Source organism: Streptomyces sp. NPDC049915 (genome assembly GCF_040656475.1).
Lineage (GTDB): Bacteria > Actinomycetota > Actinomycetes > Streptomycetales > Streptomycetaceae > Streptomyces.
The window spans coordinates 87,232-105,521 of sequence record NZ_JBFAMH010000008.1; the positions used below are offsets into that span (position 1 = coordinate 87,232).

Genomic DNA, 18,290 nt, shown 5'->3' on the forward strand with positions numbered 1-18,290 from the left:
TCGTTCAGCCACCTGCCTTGTCCAATGCCGACTGGAGTGACTGCTTGTACCCGGTGCTGGTGTACGTCGCCCCGGAGACCGCGTCGATGTCCGCACTGCCGGCCGCGACCGCCTCCCGGTTGAGCCGGGGCACGGCCAGCGCCGTCTTCTGGTCGCTGAGGCCGCCCTTGGGCGCCTGGACGGCCTCCGCCCCGGTGACGCGGCCACCGCTCACCGTGATGCGGACCTGCACGGGACCGTACTGGGTCGTCGCCGTCTCGCCGGTGACGGTCCGCGTCCCGGAGCCGGCGGCCCCGCCCCGCGTCCCGGAGCCGGCGGCCCCGCCCCGCGTCCCGGAGCCGGCGGCCCCGCCCCGCGTCCCGGAGCCGGCGGCCCCGTCTTTCGCCCCGGAGCCGGCGGCCCCGTCTTTCGCCCCGGAGCCGGCGGCCCCGTCTTTCGCCCCGGAGCCGGCGGCCCCGCCCTTGCCGAGCTTGTCCAGGGCCGACTGCAGCGACTGCTTGTACCCGGCGCTCGTGTACGTCGCACCGGAGACCGCGTCGATGTCCGCGCTGCCCGCCGCCACCGCCTCCCGGTTGAGCCGCGGCACCGCCATCGCCGTGACCTGGTCGCTGTGGCCGCCCTTGGGCGCCTGCACCGCCTCGGCCCCGGTGATCCGGCCGCCGGCCACGGTCAGGCGCACCTGCACGGCCCCGTACTGGGTGCGGGCCACGTCCCCGGTGACCGTGCCCTCCGCGGTGCCGCCCTGCGCGGACTGCCGCGCCGCGGCCGGCGGCGGGGCGACCGCGCCGGCCTGCGCGGACGCCGGGTCGGAGGCGGGTTTGAGGGTCAGCAGCAGGACGACACCGGACACGGTGGCCGCCGTCGCCAGCACGGTCCGCCGGACGGGGTGGTTCTTCCTCATCTGTGTGCAGCTCCCGCTCACATCTCGAACGACTCGTGGTGGATACGACGGGCGGGCACGCCGGCGCCCCGCAGCGCCTCGTAGACGGACTGCGCGAACCCGGGCGGCCCGCACAGGAAGACGTCGTGGCGGTCGACGTCCGGGATCTTGCGTTGCAGCGACTCGGGCGAGATGTCGGGGCGTTCGCCGTCGGGGCTGTTCACGGCGTACATCAGCCGTGCCCCGCGTTCGTCGGCGATCGTCGCCAGCTCGTCCCACAGGGCCAGGTCCTGCGTGCTGTTGGCCCGGTACAGCAGCGTGAGGTCGCCTGCCGCGCCGGGCAGCGTCTCGAACAGGGCCCGCATCGGCGTGATGCCGACACCGCCCGCCACCAGCAGCACCTTGCCCCGGCTGCGCCGCTGCGCGGTCAGCGCGCCGTAGGGGCCCTCCGCCCACACCCGGGTGCCCGGCGTCAGCTCGCGCAGCCGGGAGCTGTGGTCGCCGATCGCCTTCACGGTGATCCGCAGCATGCCGGGACGCGGCGCCGCCGACAGCGAGTACGGGTGTGAGCTGAACCGCATCCCCGGCGCCAGGAACCGCCAGCGGAAGAACTGCCCGGCCTCCGCACCGATGCGGTGCAGCTTGGTGCCGCTGATGAGGACCGACACGATGCCCGGCGTCTCCTCGATCACCGCCTCGACCCGCATGCGGTGGCGCAGGTTGAGCCGGACCGGGGTGAGGACGCGGTACCAGAGCACCAGCGCGGTGACCGTGCCGTACAGCCCGTACCAGAAGGTCTTCGCGGCGGGTTCCACCGCGAAGTCGTTGCCGTCGCTGATCTGGTGCCAGAACGTCAGGAACACCGCCGCGTACGTCAGCAGATGGACGTGGTACCAGGTGTCGTAGCCCAGCCTGCGGCGCACGCCGCCGGCCGACACCAGTCCGATGAGCAGCAGCAGGCCGGTGCCGATCGCCGCCTTGCCCAGGTCGGGCAGCTGGGTGACCGAGTCGACCGTCTGCCGGGCGATGTCCGTGACCGGCCTGCCGGCCTGGAGGGCGTAGCCCCACATGGTCAGGACGATGTGGGCGAGCACCAGACTGATCGTGTAGCGGCCGCTCATCGCGTGCCAGCGGGCCACCCGGTCGGAGCCCACCCGGCGCTCCAGCGCGGGCACCCGAGCCATCTGCAGCACCACCAGCGCCATCAGATAGCCGGCGAGCAGGCCGGTGATCCGGCCCGCGCCGAGGATCCTTCCGGTGTCGTCCGCGATGGACGGCGTGTTGCGCCACCACAGCCACAGCACACCCGCCGCGCCGGCACCCACGGCGAGCAGCAGTGCGGCGGCGGGGGAGCGGCGGGGGCGGATGCGGCGCATCGTCTGGCGGCGGGCGGCACGGCCGCCGGCGAGCGTGGTGCTCACGGTTCCTCCGGGGGGACGGGACCCTTGGCCCACACATACGCGCCGTCCCGCGGGAGCGTTCAGAGGCCGGCCGAGTCCAGCGCGGACTGCAGCGACTGCTTGTAGCCGTCACTGGTGTAGGTGGCGCCGGAGACGGAGTCGATCTGCGCGCTCTGCGCGTCCAGCGCCTCACGCCGCAGCTGGGGGATGGCGTAGGCGTTGATCTCCTGGTCGCGGGGGTTCTCCGACGGGTAGACGACTGCGGTGACGTCGGTGAGTCTGCCGCCGGTGACGGTGACGCGCACCTGGACGGGGCCCCAGCGGGTGTCGACCGACTCGCCGGTGGCGGTCTTGGTGCCCGTCGTGCCGGTGGCGCCGGGCGCCGCGGTCGAACTCACGCCGGGCCTCGGCGAGTCGGCGGTCGCGAGCGCCGGAGCGGCGTGCGGCTTCAGTGACAGCAGCAGCACCATCCCGGAGACGGTGGCGGCGCTCGCCAGCACGATCCGGCGCAGCGGGCGGTTCTTCCTCAGTGCGTGCACGACTCAGGCCTCACAGCTCGAAGGACTCGTGGTGGATGCGCCGGTCCGGCACCCCGGCGGCGCGCAACTGCTCGTACACGTAACGGGCGAAGCCGTGCGGGCCGCACAGATAGACGTCGTACGCGGTGAGGTCCCCGAACGCCGTCCGCAGCGCGGCGGCCGACAGGTCGGGGCGTTCGCCGTGCGGGCCGTTGAGGGCGTACCGCAGACGGGCCCCACGCCGGCGGGCGAGTGCCTCCAGCTCCCCGCCGAGCGCCAGGTCTTCCGCCCGGCGCGCCCGGTACAGCAGGGTCACCTCGCCCGGCAGTGTCTCGAACAGCGCGCGCAGGGGGGTGATGCCCACACCGCCCGCGATCAGCAGCGACTTCGCCGCCGTGCGCCGGTCGGCAGTGAGCGAGCCGTACGGCCCCTCCGCCCAGACCCGGGTGCCCGGCCGCAGCACCGCCACGGCGGCGCTGTGACCGCCGAGCGCCTTGACCGTGATCCGCATCCGGTCCGCACGCGGCGGCGCCGACAAGGAGTACGGCGTCGACGTCCACGCCAGCCCCGGCGCGAGGAACCGCCACCGGAAGAACTGCCCCGGCCGCGCCCCGAGTTCGTCCAGCCGCCGCCCGCGCACGACGACCGAGTACACACCCGGCGCCTCGGGGTGCACGGACTCCACGCGCAGCCGGTGCCGGGAGTTGAGCCGCCACGGGGTCAGCAGGCGGAACCACACCACGAGCGCGGCGGCCCCCAGGTACAGCGCGTACCAGAAGGCGGTGGCGACCGGCTTGCCGTTGAAGTCGTTGCCGAGGGTCAGCTGGTGGCCGAAGGCGAGGAAGACGGCGGCGTAGGTGAGCAGGTGGACGTAGTACCAGAACTCGTAGCCGGTGCGGCGGCGCACCGCGCGCGCCGAGGTGACGCCGACCGCGAGGAGGATCACCGTGCCCGCGGTGGCCTTCAGCATGTCCGGATAGTCCAGGACCACCGTCAGCGTCTCGTGCAGCAGGGGGGCGTGGTCCTGCGCGGCGTACCCGGTCAGGATCAGCGCGATGTGCGCGAGCAGCAGGCAGATCGTGTACCGGCCGGCCATGGCGTGCCAGCGGGCCACCCGGTCCGAGCCGATCCGCCGCTCCAGCAGCGGCACCCGCGCCATCAGCGCGACGAGCACCGCGCACGCGTACCCGCACAGCAGCCCCGCGATCCGCCCGGCCCCGGTCAGCCATCCCGCCGTCCCCACCACGGACGCGGTGTCCGACCACCACAGCGCGATCACCGCCGCGGCCCCCGCCCATATCGCGGCCGGCACGCCGGCCGCGGGGGAGGGCCGGGCGGGCGGCGCCACGGGCGGGGCGGCCCGCCGCTCGTCCACCGTCTGCATCAGTCGTGTCCTTTCGCCTGTCCGGAACGCAACTGTGCGGGGCGAACCTCTGAGGACCCTCTGAAACGGGTGCCTCAGTGCGGACTCAAAGGAAACTCAGAGCCTGCGCCGACGTCCGCCGCCCGCGCGAGGGGCGATCCTGGAGACAGCCATGAACACCACCACCCGCTCCGGCCGCCCCGCGCTCACCCGCCCCGACGGCACACCCCTGCGCGTCCTCGTCGTCGACGACGACCCCGACCTCGCCGAGGTCCTCTCCGGCGCCCTGCGCTACGAGGGCTGGCGGATCGGCATGGCAGGCGACGGCGCGTCGGCGCTCACCGCCGCCCGCGAACTGCTGCCCGACGCGGTCGTCCTGGACGTGATGCTGCCCGACACCGACGGCTTCGCCGTGCTGCGCGGCCTGCGCGCGGTCCGGCCGGACGTGTGCGTGCTGTTCCTCACCGCGCGCGACGCCGTGGAGGACCGCATCGCCGGCATCACCGCGGGCGGCGACGACTACGTCACCAAGCCGTTCAGCCTGGAGGAGGTCGTCGCCCGGCTGCGCGGCCTGCTGCGCCGCGCCGGCATGGCCCGCCAGAGCGAGGAGGGCCCCCAGCTGGCCGTCGGGGACCTGGTCATGGACGAGGAGGCCCGCGAGGTCACCCGCGCCGGGGAGCTGATCGAGCTGTCGCCGACGGAGTTCGAGCTGCTGCGCTTCCTCATGCGCAACCCGCGCCGGGTCCTCAGCAAGACACAGATCCTGGACCGCGTCTGGTCGTACGACTTCGGGGGCCGCGCCCATGTCGTCGAGCTGTACATCTCCTACCTGCGCAAAAAGGTCGACGCCGGCCGTGAGCCGATGATCCACACCGTGCGCGGCGCCGGTTACGTGCTCAAGCCGGTGACACCGTGACGCCGCGCCTGCCCCGGCCGCGGCGGATCCGCCTGCCGTGGCCGCGGACGCTGCGGGCCCGGCTCACCGCCGGTCTGGTGGTGCTGCTGGCCATCAGCTGCGCCGCGGTCGGCGTGGCCGCCGTCGTCGAACTGGACGGGTTCCTCACCCGCCGCCTCGACCAGCAGCTCACCGACGTCGGAAGCCGTTTCCCGGCGAGCCTGGAGCACGCCGGCCAGAAGCCGGACGATCACGACGGCGACGAGCACGGCGACACCCGCCGCCAGGCCACCGGCACCTTCGGTGCCCGCCTCGTGAACGGCACGGTCACCAACGCGGCGGTGGTCCGCTCCGGTGATGTGGCGACCGATCCGGGCGTGAACCTCTCGCCCCGGGACGAGCGCACCCTGGCCGCCGTCCCGGCCGACGGCCGCGGCCACAGCGTCCACCTGTCCGCACTGGACGACTACCGGGTCATGGCGGGCCGCGGCAGGGACGGCGACGTGCTGATCACCGGGCTGCCGCTGGAACCCGTCGAGGCCGCCGTGCACCGGCTGGAGGCGGTCGCCGCGATCGTCTTCGGCGTCGCGCTCGCCGTGACCGGCGTGGCCGGGGCGCTGTGGGTGCGCTGGTCGCTGCGGCCGCTCAGCCGGGTCGCGGCCACCGCGACCCGGGTCAGCGAGCTGCCCTTGGCCAGCGGGGAGGTGGCGCTGCCGCCCAGGGCACCGGAGTCCGACCCGCGCGGTGAGGTGGGGCGGGTCGCCGCCGCCTTCAACCGCATGCTCGGCCACGTCGAGGACGCGCTGACGAAACGGCACGCCGGCGAGGAGCGGCTGCGCCGCTTCGCCGCCGACGCCAGCCACGAGCTGCGCACCCCCGTCGCCTCGGTGCGCGGGCACGCCGAGCTGGCGCTGCTGCACCCCGGACCGGTGCCGCCCGAGATCAGCCGTGCACTGGAGCGCATCGCCGCCGAGTCCTCCCGCATGGGCGAGATGGTCGACGAGATGCTGCTGCTCGCCCGCCTGGACGCGGGCCGCCCGCTGGAGAGCCACCCCGTCGACCTCACCCGCCTGGTGCTGGACGCGGTCACCGACGCCCGCGCCGCCGGCCCCGGCCACCGTTGGACGCTGGACCTGCCGGAGGAGCCGGTGACGGTCGCCGGCGACGCCCACCGGCTGCACCAGGTGCTGGCCAACCTGCTGGCCAACGCCCGGGGCCACACACCCCCCGGTACGAAGGTCACGGTGTCCCTGACGTCCGACGGCCCGGACGCGGTCCTCACGGTCCACGACGACGGCCCCGGCATCCCCGCCGACCTCCAGCCGGACGTCTTCGAACGCTTCACCCGAGCCGACCACCGCCGCACCCGCACCCCGGGCGGTGGCGCGGGCCTGGGCCTGTCGATCGTCTCGGCGGTGACGAAGGCACACGGGGGGAGCGTGGAGGTGGAGAGCCGGGCGGGCTCCACGGTGTTCCGGGTGCGGATACCGACGTAGAGGGGCGCGGGGAACCGCGCACAGCACTCTCAGTAACGCGTAACAGCCGTAACTCCGGCCACTGTGCCCACAGCGATGTGCGGCTCACGACTCGGCACAGCCCACCGCAGAATCCGCCGCATCGCCCCCTCCGGCACCGACACACACCCCGCCGTGGCCCCACGCCCGGTGACGTGCAGAAAAATGCCGGCGCCGCGACCGCGCACCGGCGCCCGATAGTTGAACCCGACGACCAGCGCGTAGGCGTACTGCGTCCGGTAGGACACCAGGCGCTCGGCCTCCGCGGCCCGGCAGTCGGACGCCAGCGGCTCGCTCCACCGGTTGTAGGCACGGGAGTCGTTGTCCTGACACCACCAGGAGTTCTGCCGAACCGGCCGGTACGGCATCCGCGTACCGCCCGGCGCCGCCTTGACGCCGAAGGCGAACGGCAGCTCGTACAGCCCCGTCGGCGTCGTCTTCGTCCCCTGCCGCCGCGCCGCGCCCTCCACCAGCCCGTTCGCCCCGAACCGGGCCGGCGCGGAGCCCGCCCTCACCCACCGGCCGCGGCGCAGGTCCCACCAGCTGACGGTGCCCGTGGTCGAGGCCGTGCTCGGCGCCCGGGCGACGATCAGCTGCGTGCCGCCGCCGGTGTCGCGCATCCGCTCGGGCAGCGGGGCCTCGCCGCCGGGCGCGGCACCGAGGACGGGCAGGGCCGCGCAGGCGAGGGCAGTGGCGACGACACGGGAGCGCATGGCTCAGACGGTAGACGGGGGCAGCGGCAGCGGCAGCCCGGGTAGGCCGTCCAGGCTGGTCGCGATGTGCTCCTTCTTGGTGAAGTACGCGCTGAGCGAGGCGTCGTCCTCGCGGGCGAACCGCTTGCCGTGCAGATCGCGGTCGGCGTCGTACGTCATGAACGGCACCGCGTATCCGCAGCTGTCGCGGACGAGTTCGGCGTGCACGACGATGATCGCGCGCAGCCCGTGCAGGGTCTGGTCGATGTCCGGGAAGTGGGCGAGCAGCTCCGGGAAGCGGGCGTCGTCGCGGAAGACGGGCTCGCCGCGGCCGTGCACGCGCACGATGTCGGGCGGGCCCTGGAAGGCGCACCACATCAGCGTGATCCGGCCGTTCTCCCGCAGATGGGCGACGGTCTCGGCGGTGGATCCGGCGAAGTCCAGGTAGGCCACGGTGCGCTCGTCGAGCACCGCGAAGGAACCCTTCAGGCCCTTGGGGGAGAGGTTGACGGTGCCGTCGCCCGCAAGGGGGGGCGGTCGCCGTGAAGAACAGGGGCTGCTCCTCGATGAACCTGCGGAGCCTGCCGTCGATGCGCTCATAGGTCTTTCCCATGGCTAACGATTATTGGGCAAAAACGTTTGACTGTCTAATGAATTCCCGGCTCCGCATCGAGCTCCACGAGCGGGCGGATTGACGAACCATGCAGAGTTCTGCATACTCATGCATGTCAGCGAATGCACTGTGAGGAGAAACCCGTGACCGAGCGCGTCGTACTCGCCTACTCAGGCGGTCTGGACACCTCCGTCGCCATCGGCTGGATCGCCGAGGAGACGGGCGCCGAGGTCATCGCCGTTGCGGTCGACGTCGGCCAGGGCGGCGAGGACCTGGACGTCATCCGCAAGCGCGCGCTCGCCTGCGGTGCCGTCGAGGCCGAGGTCGCCGACGCCAGGGACGAGTTCGCCGACGAGTACTGCCTCCCGGCGATCAAGGCCAACGCCCTCTACATGGACCGCTACCCGCTGGTCTCCGCCCTCTCCCGGCCGACGATCGTCAAGCACCTCGTCGCCGCCGCCCACAAGCACGGCGCCACCACGGTCGCCCACGGCTGCACCGGCAAGGGCAACGACCAGGTCCGCTTCGAGGCCGGCATCGTCGCCCTCGCCCCCGACCTGAAGTGCATCGCCCCGGTCCGGGACTACGCGATGACCCGGGACAAGGCCATCGCGTTCTGCGAGGAGAAGAACCTCCCGATCGCGACCACCAAGAAGTCCCCGTACTCCATCGACCAGAACGTCTTCGGCCGCGCCGTCGAGACCGGCTTCCTCGAGGACATCTGGAACGCCCCGATCGAGGACATCTACGAGTACACGCAGAACCCGGCCGTCGCCCGCGAGGCCGACGAGGTGATCATCTCCTTCAAGGAGGGCGTCCCGGTCGCCATCGACGGCAAGCCCGTCACCGTCCTGCAGGCCATCCAGCAGCTCAACGAGCGGGCCGGCGCCCAGGGCATCGGCCGGATCGACATGGTCGAGGACCGTCTCGTCGGCATCAAGTCCCGCGAGGTCTACGAGGCTCCCGGCGCGATCGCCCTGATCACCGCCCACCAGGAGCTGGAGAACGTCACCGTCGAGCGCGAGCTGGCCCGCTACAAGCGCCAGGTCGAGCAGCGCTGGGGCGAGCTGGTCTACGACGGCCAGTGGTTCTCCCCGCTCAAGCGCGCCCTGGACGGCTTCATCAACGAGGCCAACCAGCACGTCACCGGCGACATCCGGATGACCCTGCACGGCGGCCGCGCGGTGGTCACCGGCCGGCGCTCGGCGGAGTCGCTCTACGACTTCAACCTCGCCACCTACGACACGGGCGACACGTTCGACCAGTCCGCGGCCAAGGGCTTCATCGACATCTACAGCCTGTCGTCGAAGATCGCCGCCAAGCGGGACCTGGCGTAACACGCACGGGTCACCTCACCCGCAACAGCCTGACAGCCGCCTCCCCGCCTGGAAACGTGGGGAGGCGGTGGCACATCACGAGCCCGATCAAGAGCTTTTCCCAGCTTGAGGAGCAACGCAGTGAGCAGCAACAGCGGTGACGTACGGCTCTGGGGCGGCCGTTTCGCCGACGGTCCCGCCGAGGCCCTCGCGAAGCTGTCCGCATCCGTCCACTTCGACTGGCGGCTCGCGCCGTACGACATCGCCGGATCCCGTGCCCACGCGCGCGTGCTGCACAAGGCGGGGCTCCTCACCGAGGACGAGCTGACCCGGATGATCGCCGGGCTCGACCGGCTCGAAGCCGACGTGGCCGCCGGCACCTTCGTCGGCACCATCGCCGACGAGGACGTGCACACCGCCCTGGAGCGCGGCCTGCTGGAGCGGCTCGGCCCCGACCTCGGCGGCAAGCTGCGCGCCGGCCGGTCCCGCAACGACCAGGTGGCGACACTCTTCCGGATGTACCTGCGGGACCACGCCCGGATCATCGGCGGCCTGATCGCCGAGCTGCAGGAGGCGCTGATCGGCCTCGCCGAGGCCCACCCGGACGTGGCCATGCCCGGCCGCACCCACCTCCAGCACGCCCAGCCGGTGCTCTTCGCCCACCACGTCCTCGCGCATGTGCAGTCCCTGTCCCGGGACGCCGAGCGGCTGCGCCAGTGGGACGAGCGCACGGCCGTCTCGCCGTACGGCTCGGGCGCCCTGGCCGGCTCCTCGCTGGGCCTGGACCCGGAGGCGGTGGCGAAGGACCTCGGCTTTGAACACGGCAGCGTCGGCAACTCCATCGACGGCACGGCCTCCCGGGACTTCGTCGCCGAGTTCGCCTTCATCACCGCGATGATCGGGGTCAACCTCTCCCGGATCGCCGAGGAGATCATCATCTGGAACACGAAGGAGTTCTCCTTCGTGACCCTGCACGACGCGTTCTCCACCGGCTCCTCGATCATGCCGCAGAAGAAGAACCCGGACATCGCCGAGCTGGCGCGCGGCAAGTCCGGCCGCCTGATCGGCAACCTGACCGGCCTGATGGCCACCCTGAAGGCCCTCCCTCTCGCGTACAACCGCGACCTGCAGGAGGACAAGGAGCCCGTCTTCGACTCCTGCGACCAGCTGGAGGTGCTGCTCCCGGCCTTCACCGGCATGGTCGCCACCCTCACGGTCAACCGCGAGCGCATGGAGGAACTGGCCCCGGCCGGCTTCTCCCTGGCCACCGACATCGCCGAGTGGCTGGTCAAGCAGGGCGTCCCCTTCCGGGTCGCGCACGAGGTCGCCGGCGAGTGCGTGAAGGTCGCCGAGGCCGACGGCAAGGAACTGGACGAGCTCACGGACGAGCAGTTCGCGAAGATCTCCGCCCACCTCACCCCCGAGGTGCGCTCGGTCCTCAACGTCCCCGGCGCCCTCGCCTCCCGCAACGGCCGCGGCGGCACGGCGCCCAGCGCGGTCGCCGTCCAGCTGGCCGAGGTCAAGGCGGACGTGGCGGCGCAGCAGGAGTGGGCCAACGCCAAGCGGAACGGCTGACGGCCCGTCCCGCCCGCCTCCGCCCGCCTCCGCGCGTCGGCGCGCGGGGGCGGGCGGGACCGCTGCGCGAGGAGGCGGGCGGGACACGCGGCGCGCGTGGGGATCAGGGCCCGTTGTGCGCGAAGGGCGCCCACACCGTCGGGTCGTGGAGGTGCTCTTCGCGTAGCTCCGCGACCGCCAGATGCAGGGCCGCGGCGCTGTCGGAGGCGTTCGCGCCCCGGGCGAGAAGGTGCCGGTAGAAGGCCGAGGCGACACGGGGAGCGGCCTGGTCGTGGATGGACCACAGCGTGGCCACCACGTGCCGGTAGCCCGCCATGCGCAGTGCTGCCGCGGTGTGGATGGCCTCGTCCGGCAGCAGACTGCTGCCCACGTGCGTCAGACAGGCGGACAGGAACGCCAGTTCCGCCTCGTCGAGGCGGAGGTTCGCGAAGTCGAGGACGTTCATGTCACCGTCGCGCAGGCACAGGCCGGATGTGGAGGGCGCCGTCATGTCGAGCCTGCCGTGGCACGCGAAGTGGCTCCACGCGTAGGACGGGAGGTGGCCGCGGACCGCCTCCACGGTGCACTCGTCCTCGGCCAGCACCTTCAGCCGTCGGCCGGAGAAGCACTCCTTCAACGCCTCGAGTTCCACGTCGACGCCGGGCAGCGGGCTGTGGCCGCGGCCGGTGTCCGTCAGCGCGACCGCCAGCAGCCCCTCAGCGGCGTTCCGGGGAGCCTGCCGGGCCACGACGAGCGAGTGCAGGGTGGTGGTGTAGGACGACACCACCTGGTACGGCACTCCGACCGGGGCCCGGGTGTCCGCCTCGGCGCGCGGATAGCGACCGGCCGCGTGCAGCGGCAGCACCGCCAGTGACGCCGTGGGGCACCACCACACACGCGCCGGCATGTCCTCACCGGCGGGAGCGAGCCGGGCGAGAACCGGCTCGGCGATGTGCTCCCACAACCATGCGAGGGTGTCGTGCACGGTGTGCCGCGCGCGTTCCTGCCGCAAAGCGGTGGCGCCCGGCTGCTCGGCCTGCGTGAGGTGGGCGACGTAGGTGTTGGCCACGCGGTCCATCTCGGGAACGGTCACACCGGGCAGGGGCACGACCTCGGGCCGTCCGCTCGGCCGGACGATGAGCGCGTCGCAGCGGATCGTGCTGATGTTCACGATGACGACCGGCCCCGCCGCGGCCGCCCGCGCGAGCGTGTCGAACGGGGGCGGCATCAGGAACGTCTCGAACCGGGGGAGCGCCCGTACCTTGTCGAGCAGTCCGCTCCACTGCCGGGCCAGTTCGAGGCGGGTTTCCGGATCGAGGTCGACGGTGGTGTGGATCCGGCTGCGGATCCGCTCCAGCTCCTCGGCCAGCGCCGGTTCGCGCGCGGAGAGCAGGGACACGTCGCCGCGCAGGTGCATCGTCGTGCGCCACAGCACCGAGCGGCCCTGCTCGAGCAGTTCCACCGCCAGTTCCGGCCGACCGGTGAGGAGGGCCAGGGCCGCGGCATCGCGGGGCATGGCCGCGCCGTCCCGCAGGCCCTGCTCCTGGTCGGCGCGGTCCAGCCCCATCCAGCCGTACTCCTGCAGCAGGGAGAGGGCGACGCGCGCTCCGGCGAGCGCGTCGACCGGATCACCCGCCTCCAGTGCGACCCCGCTCCACAGCTGGGAGGCGTACAGGCGGTCTCCCAGGGCCGAACCGGCCGCCCGGGCAGCGGTCCGCAGCAAGGTGAGCGCTTCCCTGCGGTCGGAGGCGACCGATCGGCTCAGGAACCGCATGAGCAGGGAGGACGCCCACTTGACCAGCACGTCGGCGTAGTGGACGGCGCTCTTGTCGCAGGCCAGGGCCGCCGCCGACAGCGTCCGGACCGCTTCGGCCACGGCGGCGTCCGTCGGGCCGGCGCCTTCTTCCGGACCGGTCAGCAGGATGCTGCCCAGTACGTGCCGTGCCGCCACCTCCGTCTCCTTGGTCGACGCGGTGCGCACCGCTTCCCGCGCCACCGTGACGGCTTCCTCCCACTCGCCCCCCTGGTGCAGTGCCACGGCCAGCCGGGCCAGGAGCGCCGGGTACTCCGCGTGAGTGGGGGGCAGTGCGGACAAGGCACGGCGGAGGGCGTCGAGGCCGAGCTCGCCGTCGTGGACGTACGTGGCGTGCAGCAGTGCCTGCGGATGGGCCGGGCCGTCCGTCGGCAAGGTTCCGGCGGCGTCGGCCGCGACCGCGCGTGCCCGCCGGGCATCCTCCGACCGGCCGGTGATCTCCGCCCGGACCCGCAGCGCCGAAGCCAGGTTGACGGCCGCGGCCGCCTGCGCCGGATGCGGGCCCGCCTCCCTCGCCTCGTTCAGCAACCTGACGGCGGCGTCGATGTCGTCCAGGTTGCCCTGGTGCTGCCCCCGGTACATCAGCGCCGCACCGAGGTTGACGAGCACCGGGCCCGCCTGCGGTAACCGCTCTGCTGCCGCCCGGCCCAGTTCCACCGCTTCGGACCAGTCCACGCTGTCCGTGTGCCGGGCCAGCGACACCAGCGCTCCGCACAGAGCCGACGAGAGCTGCGCCCACGTCTCCCCGTCGGCTTCGTTTCGGCTCAACTCCCCTTTCGCGGAGTCCAGTCGCGCAAGCAGGGGCCGGGGGTCGCGGGTCAGCTCGCAGTGCTTGCGCAGCAACTCGATCGTCACCCGCGCGGCGTCCAGCCGCTCGGCCCCGTCCTGCGGCGTCGCCTGCCAGACGTCCAGGGCCGCCGAGGCCGCGTCCCTCAGGTCGCTGTCGTGCCCCCGCAGCTCGTAGCGCTTCCACAGGATGTCGCGCAGATTCGTCAGGAGCGGGAGCCGTGCCGGGTGGTCGGCCGGGGCCGTCCGCGCCGCCTCCCTGTGCAGGTTCACCGCCCGTACCAGGTTCGCGTCCGTCCCGGTCGCGGCGAAGTGCTCGTAGGACGCCAGGGCCAGCAGGTCGAGCATCACAGGCCGCAGCATCGGGTCGTCGGTGTGCGTCGGCACCGGCCGGTCCGCGCACAGCCTCAGGTTCTCGACGGCCTGAGGATGGCCGGCATCGGCGGCGACCCGGAACCAGTCGACGGCTGAGGGGTCGTCCGCGTTGAGCAGCAGGCAGCCGAGGTTGTTCGCCGCCTCCGGGTGCCCGGCCTCATGGGCACGGACGTACCACTCCCTGGCCTCCTCGGCGCGGCCCGTCCGCTCGGTCAGGAGTCCCAGGTTGTACATGGCGTTGAACTCGCCCTGCGCCGCCGATCTGAGGAAGGCCCGTTCGGCCTCCTCGTTGCGGCCGTACTGGACGAGTTGACATCCGTAGGCGTTCCACTTGGACGCGTCGTCGTCATGCCGTTCCTTCGAGCGCACGCGAAGCCCCCCTCGCAGTTCTTGCTCAACTGCCCATAACGTAGCGGTTTTTCGCTAAAGTCGAGGGCATGCCGGGATCGTCTGCTTACCTGCCGACCACTGATTTCAACTGGACGGAACGCGCGTTCGCGCTCTACGAGCAGGGGCGGCTCACCGTCACCGAGCACACCGCGGACGGCGTGTCGGGGGCCGTCGTGTCCGGCCCGTGTCCGCGCTGCGACCATCACTTCGTCGACCGGCGCTCCCTCGACGCCCTGACCGGCCTGGCCGGGGTCAGCCGCAATGGGGAGGGTGAGCCGTCGGACCTGATCCTGCTGGATGTGACCTGCGGGTGCGGCACCCCGCACGAAGGGGCGCCCGAGGGCGCGACCGGCTGCGGTGTGAGCTTCCGGATCGAACTGAAGCGCCTGTGACGTTCCAGGCCCAGCCGCCGCGCCGGCCGCCCAGCCCGGTGGACCTCGCCGAACGGGACCGCTTCCAGCGCATGGTCCGCCGCTCCCTGCCGGACGCGCGGGCCAGCGCCGAGGCGTGGCGCAACGGACTGGCCGCCTTCATCACCCTGGTCGGCACGGCCGTCGTGGTCAAGGGCCGCAGCAGCACCACCGATCTGCCGACCGCCTGGAAGGCCGCCGTCACCGCCCTGGTCGGTGGTGGCCTGGCGCTGGCCGTGGCCGGTCTCTGGCAGGCCCTGGCCGCACAGGCGGGAGCCGGCCCTGAGGTGCGCTCGCTGGACGACATCCACCGCGTCCACGGGTCGATCGACCTGTACGAGGTGGCCATGGCGAAGCGGATCACCCGCCGGATCACGTTCGCCCGCCGCCTCGTGGCCTGGGCGCTGGTACTGCTGTTCGCCGGTACGGTGCTGACCTGGTGGGCGCCGGGCCGGTGAGCGGCGCCGCACCGCCGCGTCCCCTTGGCCGGCGGTCCCGTCCCGTTCGTTCGGCCGCCGTGTGCCCTTCCACGGCCCTCGCGTCCGAGCCGTCGCGGCCCGCACGGGTTACGTTGGTCCGCGGCAGCCAAGGAGCAGATCCGGAACGGAGTACCCGATGCCCTTCGCCCGTCTCGCGACCGTCACCACGCCCACCTGCCACATCGGGCTGGGGCTCGCCGCCGTGGGCCGGCCCGGGTACATCAATCTCGGACGGGACCGGGACCTGCCGGACGACCGCAGTGTCGACGCCCTGCGCGAGCGCACCCACGAACTCCTCGACGCCGCCTACGCGCAGGGCGTGCGCTACATCGACGCGGCCCGCTCCTACGGCCGCTCCGAGGAGTTCCTCGCCGACTGGCTGAACGCCCGCCCCGGAATCCAGGACGTCGTCGTCGGCAGCAAATGGGGCTACACCTACACCGCCGACTGGTCCACCGACGCCGTACAGCACGAGGTCAAGGACCACAGCCTCGCCGCCTACGAGCGCCAGCGCGCCGAGACCGACGCCCTTCTCGGCGACCGGCTCGACCTCTACCAGATCCACTCCGTCACCCCGGACAGCCCCGCCCTCACCGACACCGCCCTGCATGCCCGCCTCGCCGAGGCCGCCGCGCAGGGCGTCACCATCGGGTTCTCCACCAGCGGCCCGGCCCAGGCGGACGCCGTCCGGGCCGCGCTCGCCGTGACCGTCGACGGGGAGCCCCTCTTCCGGACCGTCCAGTCCACCTTCAACCTGCTGGAGACCTCCGCCGGGCCCGCCCTCGCCGAGGCACACGCCGCCGGGCTCACGGTGATCGTCAAGGAGGGCATGGCCAACGGGCGCCTGGCCGGCCCGCAGGCCCCGGACGCCCTGCGCGCCGTGGCCGCGTCCACCGCCCTCGGCTGCGACGCCGTCGCCCTGGCGTTCGTGCTGCGTCAGCCGTGGGCCGGAGTCGTCCTCTCCGGCGCGGCGACCACCGAGCAGCTCTCGTCCAACCTGCACGCGGCCGTCGTCGACCTGGACGAGGAGCAGCTCGCCCGGCTCGCCGCCCTGGCCGAGGACCCCCACGCCTACTGGGAGCGGCGCGGCGGGCTGCCCTGGCACTGAGCCGGACCGCGAGGGCCCGTCACTGACTCCCGCGCGCCCATCGTGAGACACGAATGTCTCACATGGGCTAGTCTTGTCTCATGGCTGTCGATCGTGACCAGGTGCTGCGCAGCGCCGCCGCCCTGCTGACCCGGAAATCCACCGCGACCATGGACGAGGTCGCCAGGGCTGCCGGGATCAGCCGGGCCACCCTGCACCGGCAGTTCGCCGGAAGGGACGCGCTCGTCCGGGCGCTGGAGGCACTCGGCATCGCCGAGTGCGAGGCGGCCCTGGACGCGGCCCGGCTCGACGACGGCCCGGCGGCGGACGCCGTCCACCGGCTCGTGCGGAAGATCGAACCCGTCGCCGGCCTGCTCGCCTTCCTCTACACGGAGAACCAGCTCTTCGAGGGCGAGCAGCAGCACGCCGGCTGGGCCCGCATCGACGAGCGCATGACGGCCCTGTTCCGGCGCGGCCAGGAGAGCGGCGAGTTCCGTATCGACCTCACCCCGGTCTGGCTCACCGAGGCGCTGTTCGGCCTGCTCGCCTCCGGCGCCTGGGCGGTGACCGAGGGCCGGGTGGCCCCCAACGACTTCACCTACATGATCGTCGAGCTGCTGCTCGGCGGCGCACGACGCAACGACCCGATCAGAAGAGAGGAATCATGACCAGCACCCTGCAGCCGGCCGGCACGACGGAGGCGGTGAAGCGCCCGGGCCGCTGGCTCGCGCTGTCCGTCCTCGTCCTGGCCGTGCTGCTGGTGGCCGTCGACGCCACCGTCCTCGGCCTCGCGACCCCCTACATCAGCGAAGACCTGAACCCGTCCGGCACCCAGCTGCTGTGGATCGGCGACGTCTACTCCTTCGTCATCGCCGGACTGCTGGTCTCCATGGGCAGTCTCGGCGACCGCATCGGCCGCAAGCGGATCCTGCTGGTCGGCGCCACCGCGTTCGGTGCCGTCTCCGTGCTCAACGCCTACGCCGGCACACCCGAGCTGATGATCCTGGCCCGGGCGCTGCTCGGCGTCGCGGGCGCCACCCTGATGCCGGCCACTCTCGCCCTGATCCGCAACATCTTCCACGACTCGCGCGAGCGCAGCCTCGCCATCGGCATCTGGGGCGCCACCGCGTCCGCCGGCACCGCCGTCGGCCCGATCACGGGCGGCTTCCTGCTGGAGCACTTCTGGTGGGGCTCGGTCTTCCTCATCAACCTGCCGGTGATGGCGGTGCTGGTGCTGGTCGGCGTCAAGATGCTGCCGGAGTCCCGCAACCCGAACCCGGGCCCCTGGGACCTGCGCAGTGTCCTGCTGTCACTGCTCGGCATGATCGGCGTCGTCTACGCGGTCAAGGAAGTCGCCTCACATGGATTCACCTGGCCGGTCCTCGCCGTGGGTCTGCTGGGCGCGGCGGCCCTGTACGGCTTCGTCCACCGCCAGCTGACCATGCCCGCCCCGCTGCTCGACATGCGGCTGTTCCGCAGCCGCGGCTTCAGTGGCGCCGTGCTGGCCGACCTGCTGACCGTCCTCGGCATGTCGGGGCTGGTGTTCTTCCTGTCCCAGTACCTGCAGTTGGTGCAGGGCAGGCGCCCGTTCGAGGCGGGCCTGGCCGAAGCCCCGGCCGCCGTCGGCGCGGTGGCGGCCGGTCTGATCGCCGGCCGCGCGGCGCGCCGCTTCTCGGTCCGTACGGTGGTCTCCGGCGGTCTCGCCGCGGTCGGCCTCGCACTGGCCGCGCTGACCCTTCTGGGCCGGTCGACGGGTTACCCGGTCCTCGGCACCGTGCTGCTGGTCGTCGGCATCGGCGCGGGCTTCTCGTTCACGGTGACCGCCGACGTGATCCTCTCGAGCGTCCCCAAGGACCAGGCGGGCGCGGCCTCGGCGGTCTCCGAGACGGCGTACGAACTCGGCGCCGCCCTCGGCATCGCCGTCCTCGGCTCGATCGTCACGGGCGTCTACCGAGGCTTCCCGTCCCCGGCGGGCACCCCGGCCGCAGCCCACGAATCACTCGGCGGCGCGATGGAGGCGGCCCAGGGCCTGCCGGCGGACAAGGCGGAGGCGTTGCTGGATTCGGCCAGGGAAGCCTTCGTCAACGGTCTCAGCATGGCGTCGGGAGTAGGAGCAGCCGTCCTGCTGACGGCGTCGGCCGTGGCATGGCTGCTGCTCCGGGACCAACGGCTGGGAACCTGACCTTCAGGGGCGCGGGGCTGCAT

15 protein-coding genes and 1 pseudogene are annotated in these 18,290 nt (G+C 72.7%); 9 read left to right on the plus strand and 7 right to left on the minus strand.

Annotated features, from left to right (window positions below; genetic code table 11):
• Positions 1-4: 4 nt before the first annotated feature.
• From AB0J12_RS16345 to AB0J12_RS16360, 4 genes are read right to left on the minus strand one after another with little or no spacing between them, the layout of a single operon-like run.
• Entirely contained in the window at positions 5-901 is an 897-nt protein-coding gene (locus AB0J12_RS16345) for an FMN-binding protein (protein ID WP_363264959.1), read from the minus strand.
• Positions 902-918: 17 nt separating this feature from the next.
• Positions 919-2,301, minus strand: a complete 1,383-nt coding sequence (locus tag AB0J12_RS16350; protein WP_363264960.1) for a ferredoxin reductase family protein — start codon at positions 2,299-2,301, stop codon at positions 919-921.
• A gap of 59 nt (positions 2,302-2,360) precedes the next feature.
• Entirely contained in the window at positions 2,361-2,819 is a 459-nt protein-coding gene (locus AB0J12_RS16355) for an FMN-binding protein (RefSeq protein ID WP_363264961.1), read from the minus strand.
• Positions 2,820-2,829: 10 nt separating this feature from the next.
• The gene (locus AB0J12_RS16360) at positions 2,830-4,182 is read right to left on the minus strand and encodes a ferric reductase-like transmembrane domain-containing protein (RefSeq protein WP_363264962.1); all 1,353 of its coding nucleotides are present in this window, start codon (positions 4,180-4,182) and stop codon (positions 2,830-2,832) included.
• Positions 4,183-4,333: 151 nt separating this feature from the next.
• Here AB0J12_RS16360 and AB0J12_RS16365 point away from each other — a divergent pair, with 151 nt between their 5' ends.
• Both AB0J12_RS16365 and AB0J12_RS16370 read left to right on the plus strand, forming a co-directional pair.
• Complete coding sequence (locus AB0J12_RS16365; protein ID WP_363264963.1) at positions 4,334-5,077, plus strand: response regulator transcription factor; 744 nt, start codon at positions 4,334-4,336, stop codon at positions 5,075-5,077.
• Positions 5,074-6,552 carry a HAMP domain-containing sensor histidine kinase gene (locus AB0J12_RS16370; protein ID WP_363264964.1) on the plus strand — a complete coding sequence of 493 codons (1,479 nt, stop codon included), beginning with the start codon at positions 5,074-5,076 and terminating at the stop codon, positions 6,550-6,552. Before AB0J12_RS16365 ends, AB0J12_RS16370 begins: the two co-directional genes overlap by 4 nt.
• Before the next feature lie 29 nt (positions 6,553-6,581).
• Here AB0J12_RS16370 and AB0J12_RS16375 read toward each other — a convergent pair whose 3' ends face one another.
• The gene (locus AB0J12_RS16375) at positions 6,582-7,283 is read right to left on the minus strand and encodes a L,D-transpeptidase family protein (RefSeq protein WP_363264965.1); all 702 of its coding nucleotides are present in this window, start codon (positions 7,281-7,283) and stop codon (positions 6,582-6,584) included.
• A gap of 3 nt (positions 7,284-7,286) precedes the next feature.
• A pseudogene (locus tag AB0J12_RS16380) lies at positions 7,287-7,875 on the minus strand (pyridoxamine 5'-phosphate oxidase family protein).
• Between the two features lie 143 nt (positions 7,876-8,018).
• Between AB0J12_RS16380 and AB0J12_RS16385 the strand changes: the two are divergent.
• Both AB0J12_RS16385 and argH read left to right on the plus strand, forming a co-directional pair.
• Positions 8,019-9,212 carry an argininosuccinate synthase gene (locus tag AB0J12_RS16385; protein WP_363264966.1) on the plus strand — a complete coding sequence of 398 codons (1,194 nt, stop codon included), beginning with the start codon at positions 8,019-8,021 and terminating at the stop codon, positions 9,210-9,212.
• 120 nt (positions 9,213-9,332) lie between these two features.
• A complete protein-coding gene (gene argH, locus AB0J12_RS16390) occupies positions 9,333-10,766 on the plus strand; it encodes an argininosuccinate lyase (protein WP_363264967.1) in 1,434 nt (477 codons plus the stop codon).
• A 103-nt stretch (positions 10,767-10,869) separates the two neighbouring features.
• Here argH and AB0J12_RS16395 read toward each other — a convergent pair whose 3' ends face one another.
• Positions 10,870-14,088: a CHAT domain-containing protein gene (locus AB0J12_RS16395; protein WP_363264968.1), complete on the minus strand. Its 3,219-nt coding sequence runs from the start codon at positions 14,086-14,088 to the stop codon at positions 10,870-10,872.
• 68 nt (positions 14,089-14,156) lie between these two features.
• Between AB0J12_RS16395 and AB0J12_RS16400 the strand changes: the two genes are divergently transcribed.
• From AB0J12_RS16400 to AB0J12_RS16420, 5 genes are all read left to right on the plus strand, one after another.
• The gene (locus AB0J12_RS16400; RefSeq protein ID WP_363264969.1) at positions 14,157-14,501 is read left to right on the plus strand and encodes a hypothetical protein; all 345 of its coding nucleotides are present in this window, start codon (positions 14,157-14,159) and stop codon (positions 14,499-14,501) included.
• The gene (locus tag AB0J12_RS16405; protein WP_363264970.1) at positions 14,498-14,977 is read left to right on the plus strand and encodes a hypothetical protein; all 480 of its coding nucleotides are present in this window, start codon (positions 14,498-14,500) and stop codon (positions 14,975-14,977) included. The genes AB0J12_RS16400 and AB0J12_RS16405 overlap by 4 nt, the downstream gene beginning before the upstream one ends.
• A gap of 157 nt (positions 14,978-15,134) precedes the next feature.
• Positions 15,135-16,106 (plus strand): aldo/keto reductase, encoded by a 972-nt coding sequence (locus AB0J12_RS16410; RefSeq protein ID WP_363264971.1) that lies wholly within the window; start codon positions 15,135-15,137, stop codon positions 16,104-16,106.
• Between the two features lie 80 nt (positions 16,107-16,186).
• Complete coding sequence (locus AB0J12_RS16415) at positions 16,187-16,753, plus strand: helix-turn-helix domain-containing protein (protein WP_363264972.1); 567 nt, start codon at positions 16,187-16,189, stop codon at positions 16,751-16,753.
• The gene (locus AB0J12_RS16420; RefSeq protein ID WP_363264973.1) at positions 16,750-18,267 is read left to right on the plus strand and encodes an MFS transporter; all 1,518 of its coding nucleotides are present in this window, start codon (positions 16,750-16,752) and stop codon (positions 18,265-18,267) included. Before AB0J12_RS16415 ends, AB0J12_RS16420 begins: the two co-directional genes overlap by 4 nt.
• Positions 18,268-18,290 lie beyond the last annotated feature (23 nt).

Bases quoted from the DNA above. Each gene is read 5' to 3' on its own strand.
- AB0J12_RS16345 (WP_363264959.1), bottom strand. From the start codon at position 901: ATGAGGAAGAACCACCCCGTCCGGCGGACCGTGCTGGCGACGGCGGCC.
- AB0J12_RS16360 (WP_363264962.1), bottom strand. From the start codon at position 4,182: ATGCAGACGGTGGACGAGCGGCGGGCCGCCCCGCCCGTGGCGCCGCCC.
- AB0J12_RS16365 (WP_363264963.1), top strand. From the start codon at position 4,334: ATGAACACCACCACCCGCTCCGGCCGCCCCGCGCTCACCCGCCCCGAC.
- AB0J12_RS16375 (WP_363264965.1), bottom strand. From the start codon at position 7,283: ATGCGCTCCCGTGTCGTCGCCACTGCCCTCGCCTGCGCGGCCCTGCCC.
- AB0J12_RS16400 (WP_363264969.1), top strand. From the start codon at position 14,157: ATGCCGGGATCGTCTGCTTACCTGCCGACCACTGATTTCAACTGGACG.
- AB0J12_RS16410 (WP_363264971.1), top strand. From the start codon at position 15,135: ATGCCCTTCGCCCGTCTCGCGACCGTCACCACGCCCACCTGCCACATC.
- AB0J12_RS16415 (WP_363264972.1), top strand. From the start codon at position 16,187: ATGGCTGTCGATCGTGACCAGGTGCTGCGCAGCGCCGCCGCCCTGCTG.
- AB0J12_RS16420 (WP_363264973.1), top strand. From the start codon at position 16,750: ATGACCAGCACCCTGCAGCCGGCCGGCACGACGGAGGCGGTGAAGCGC.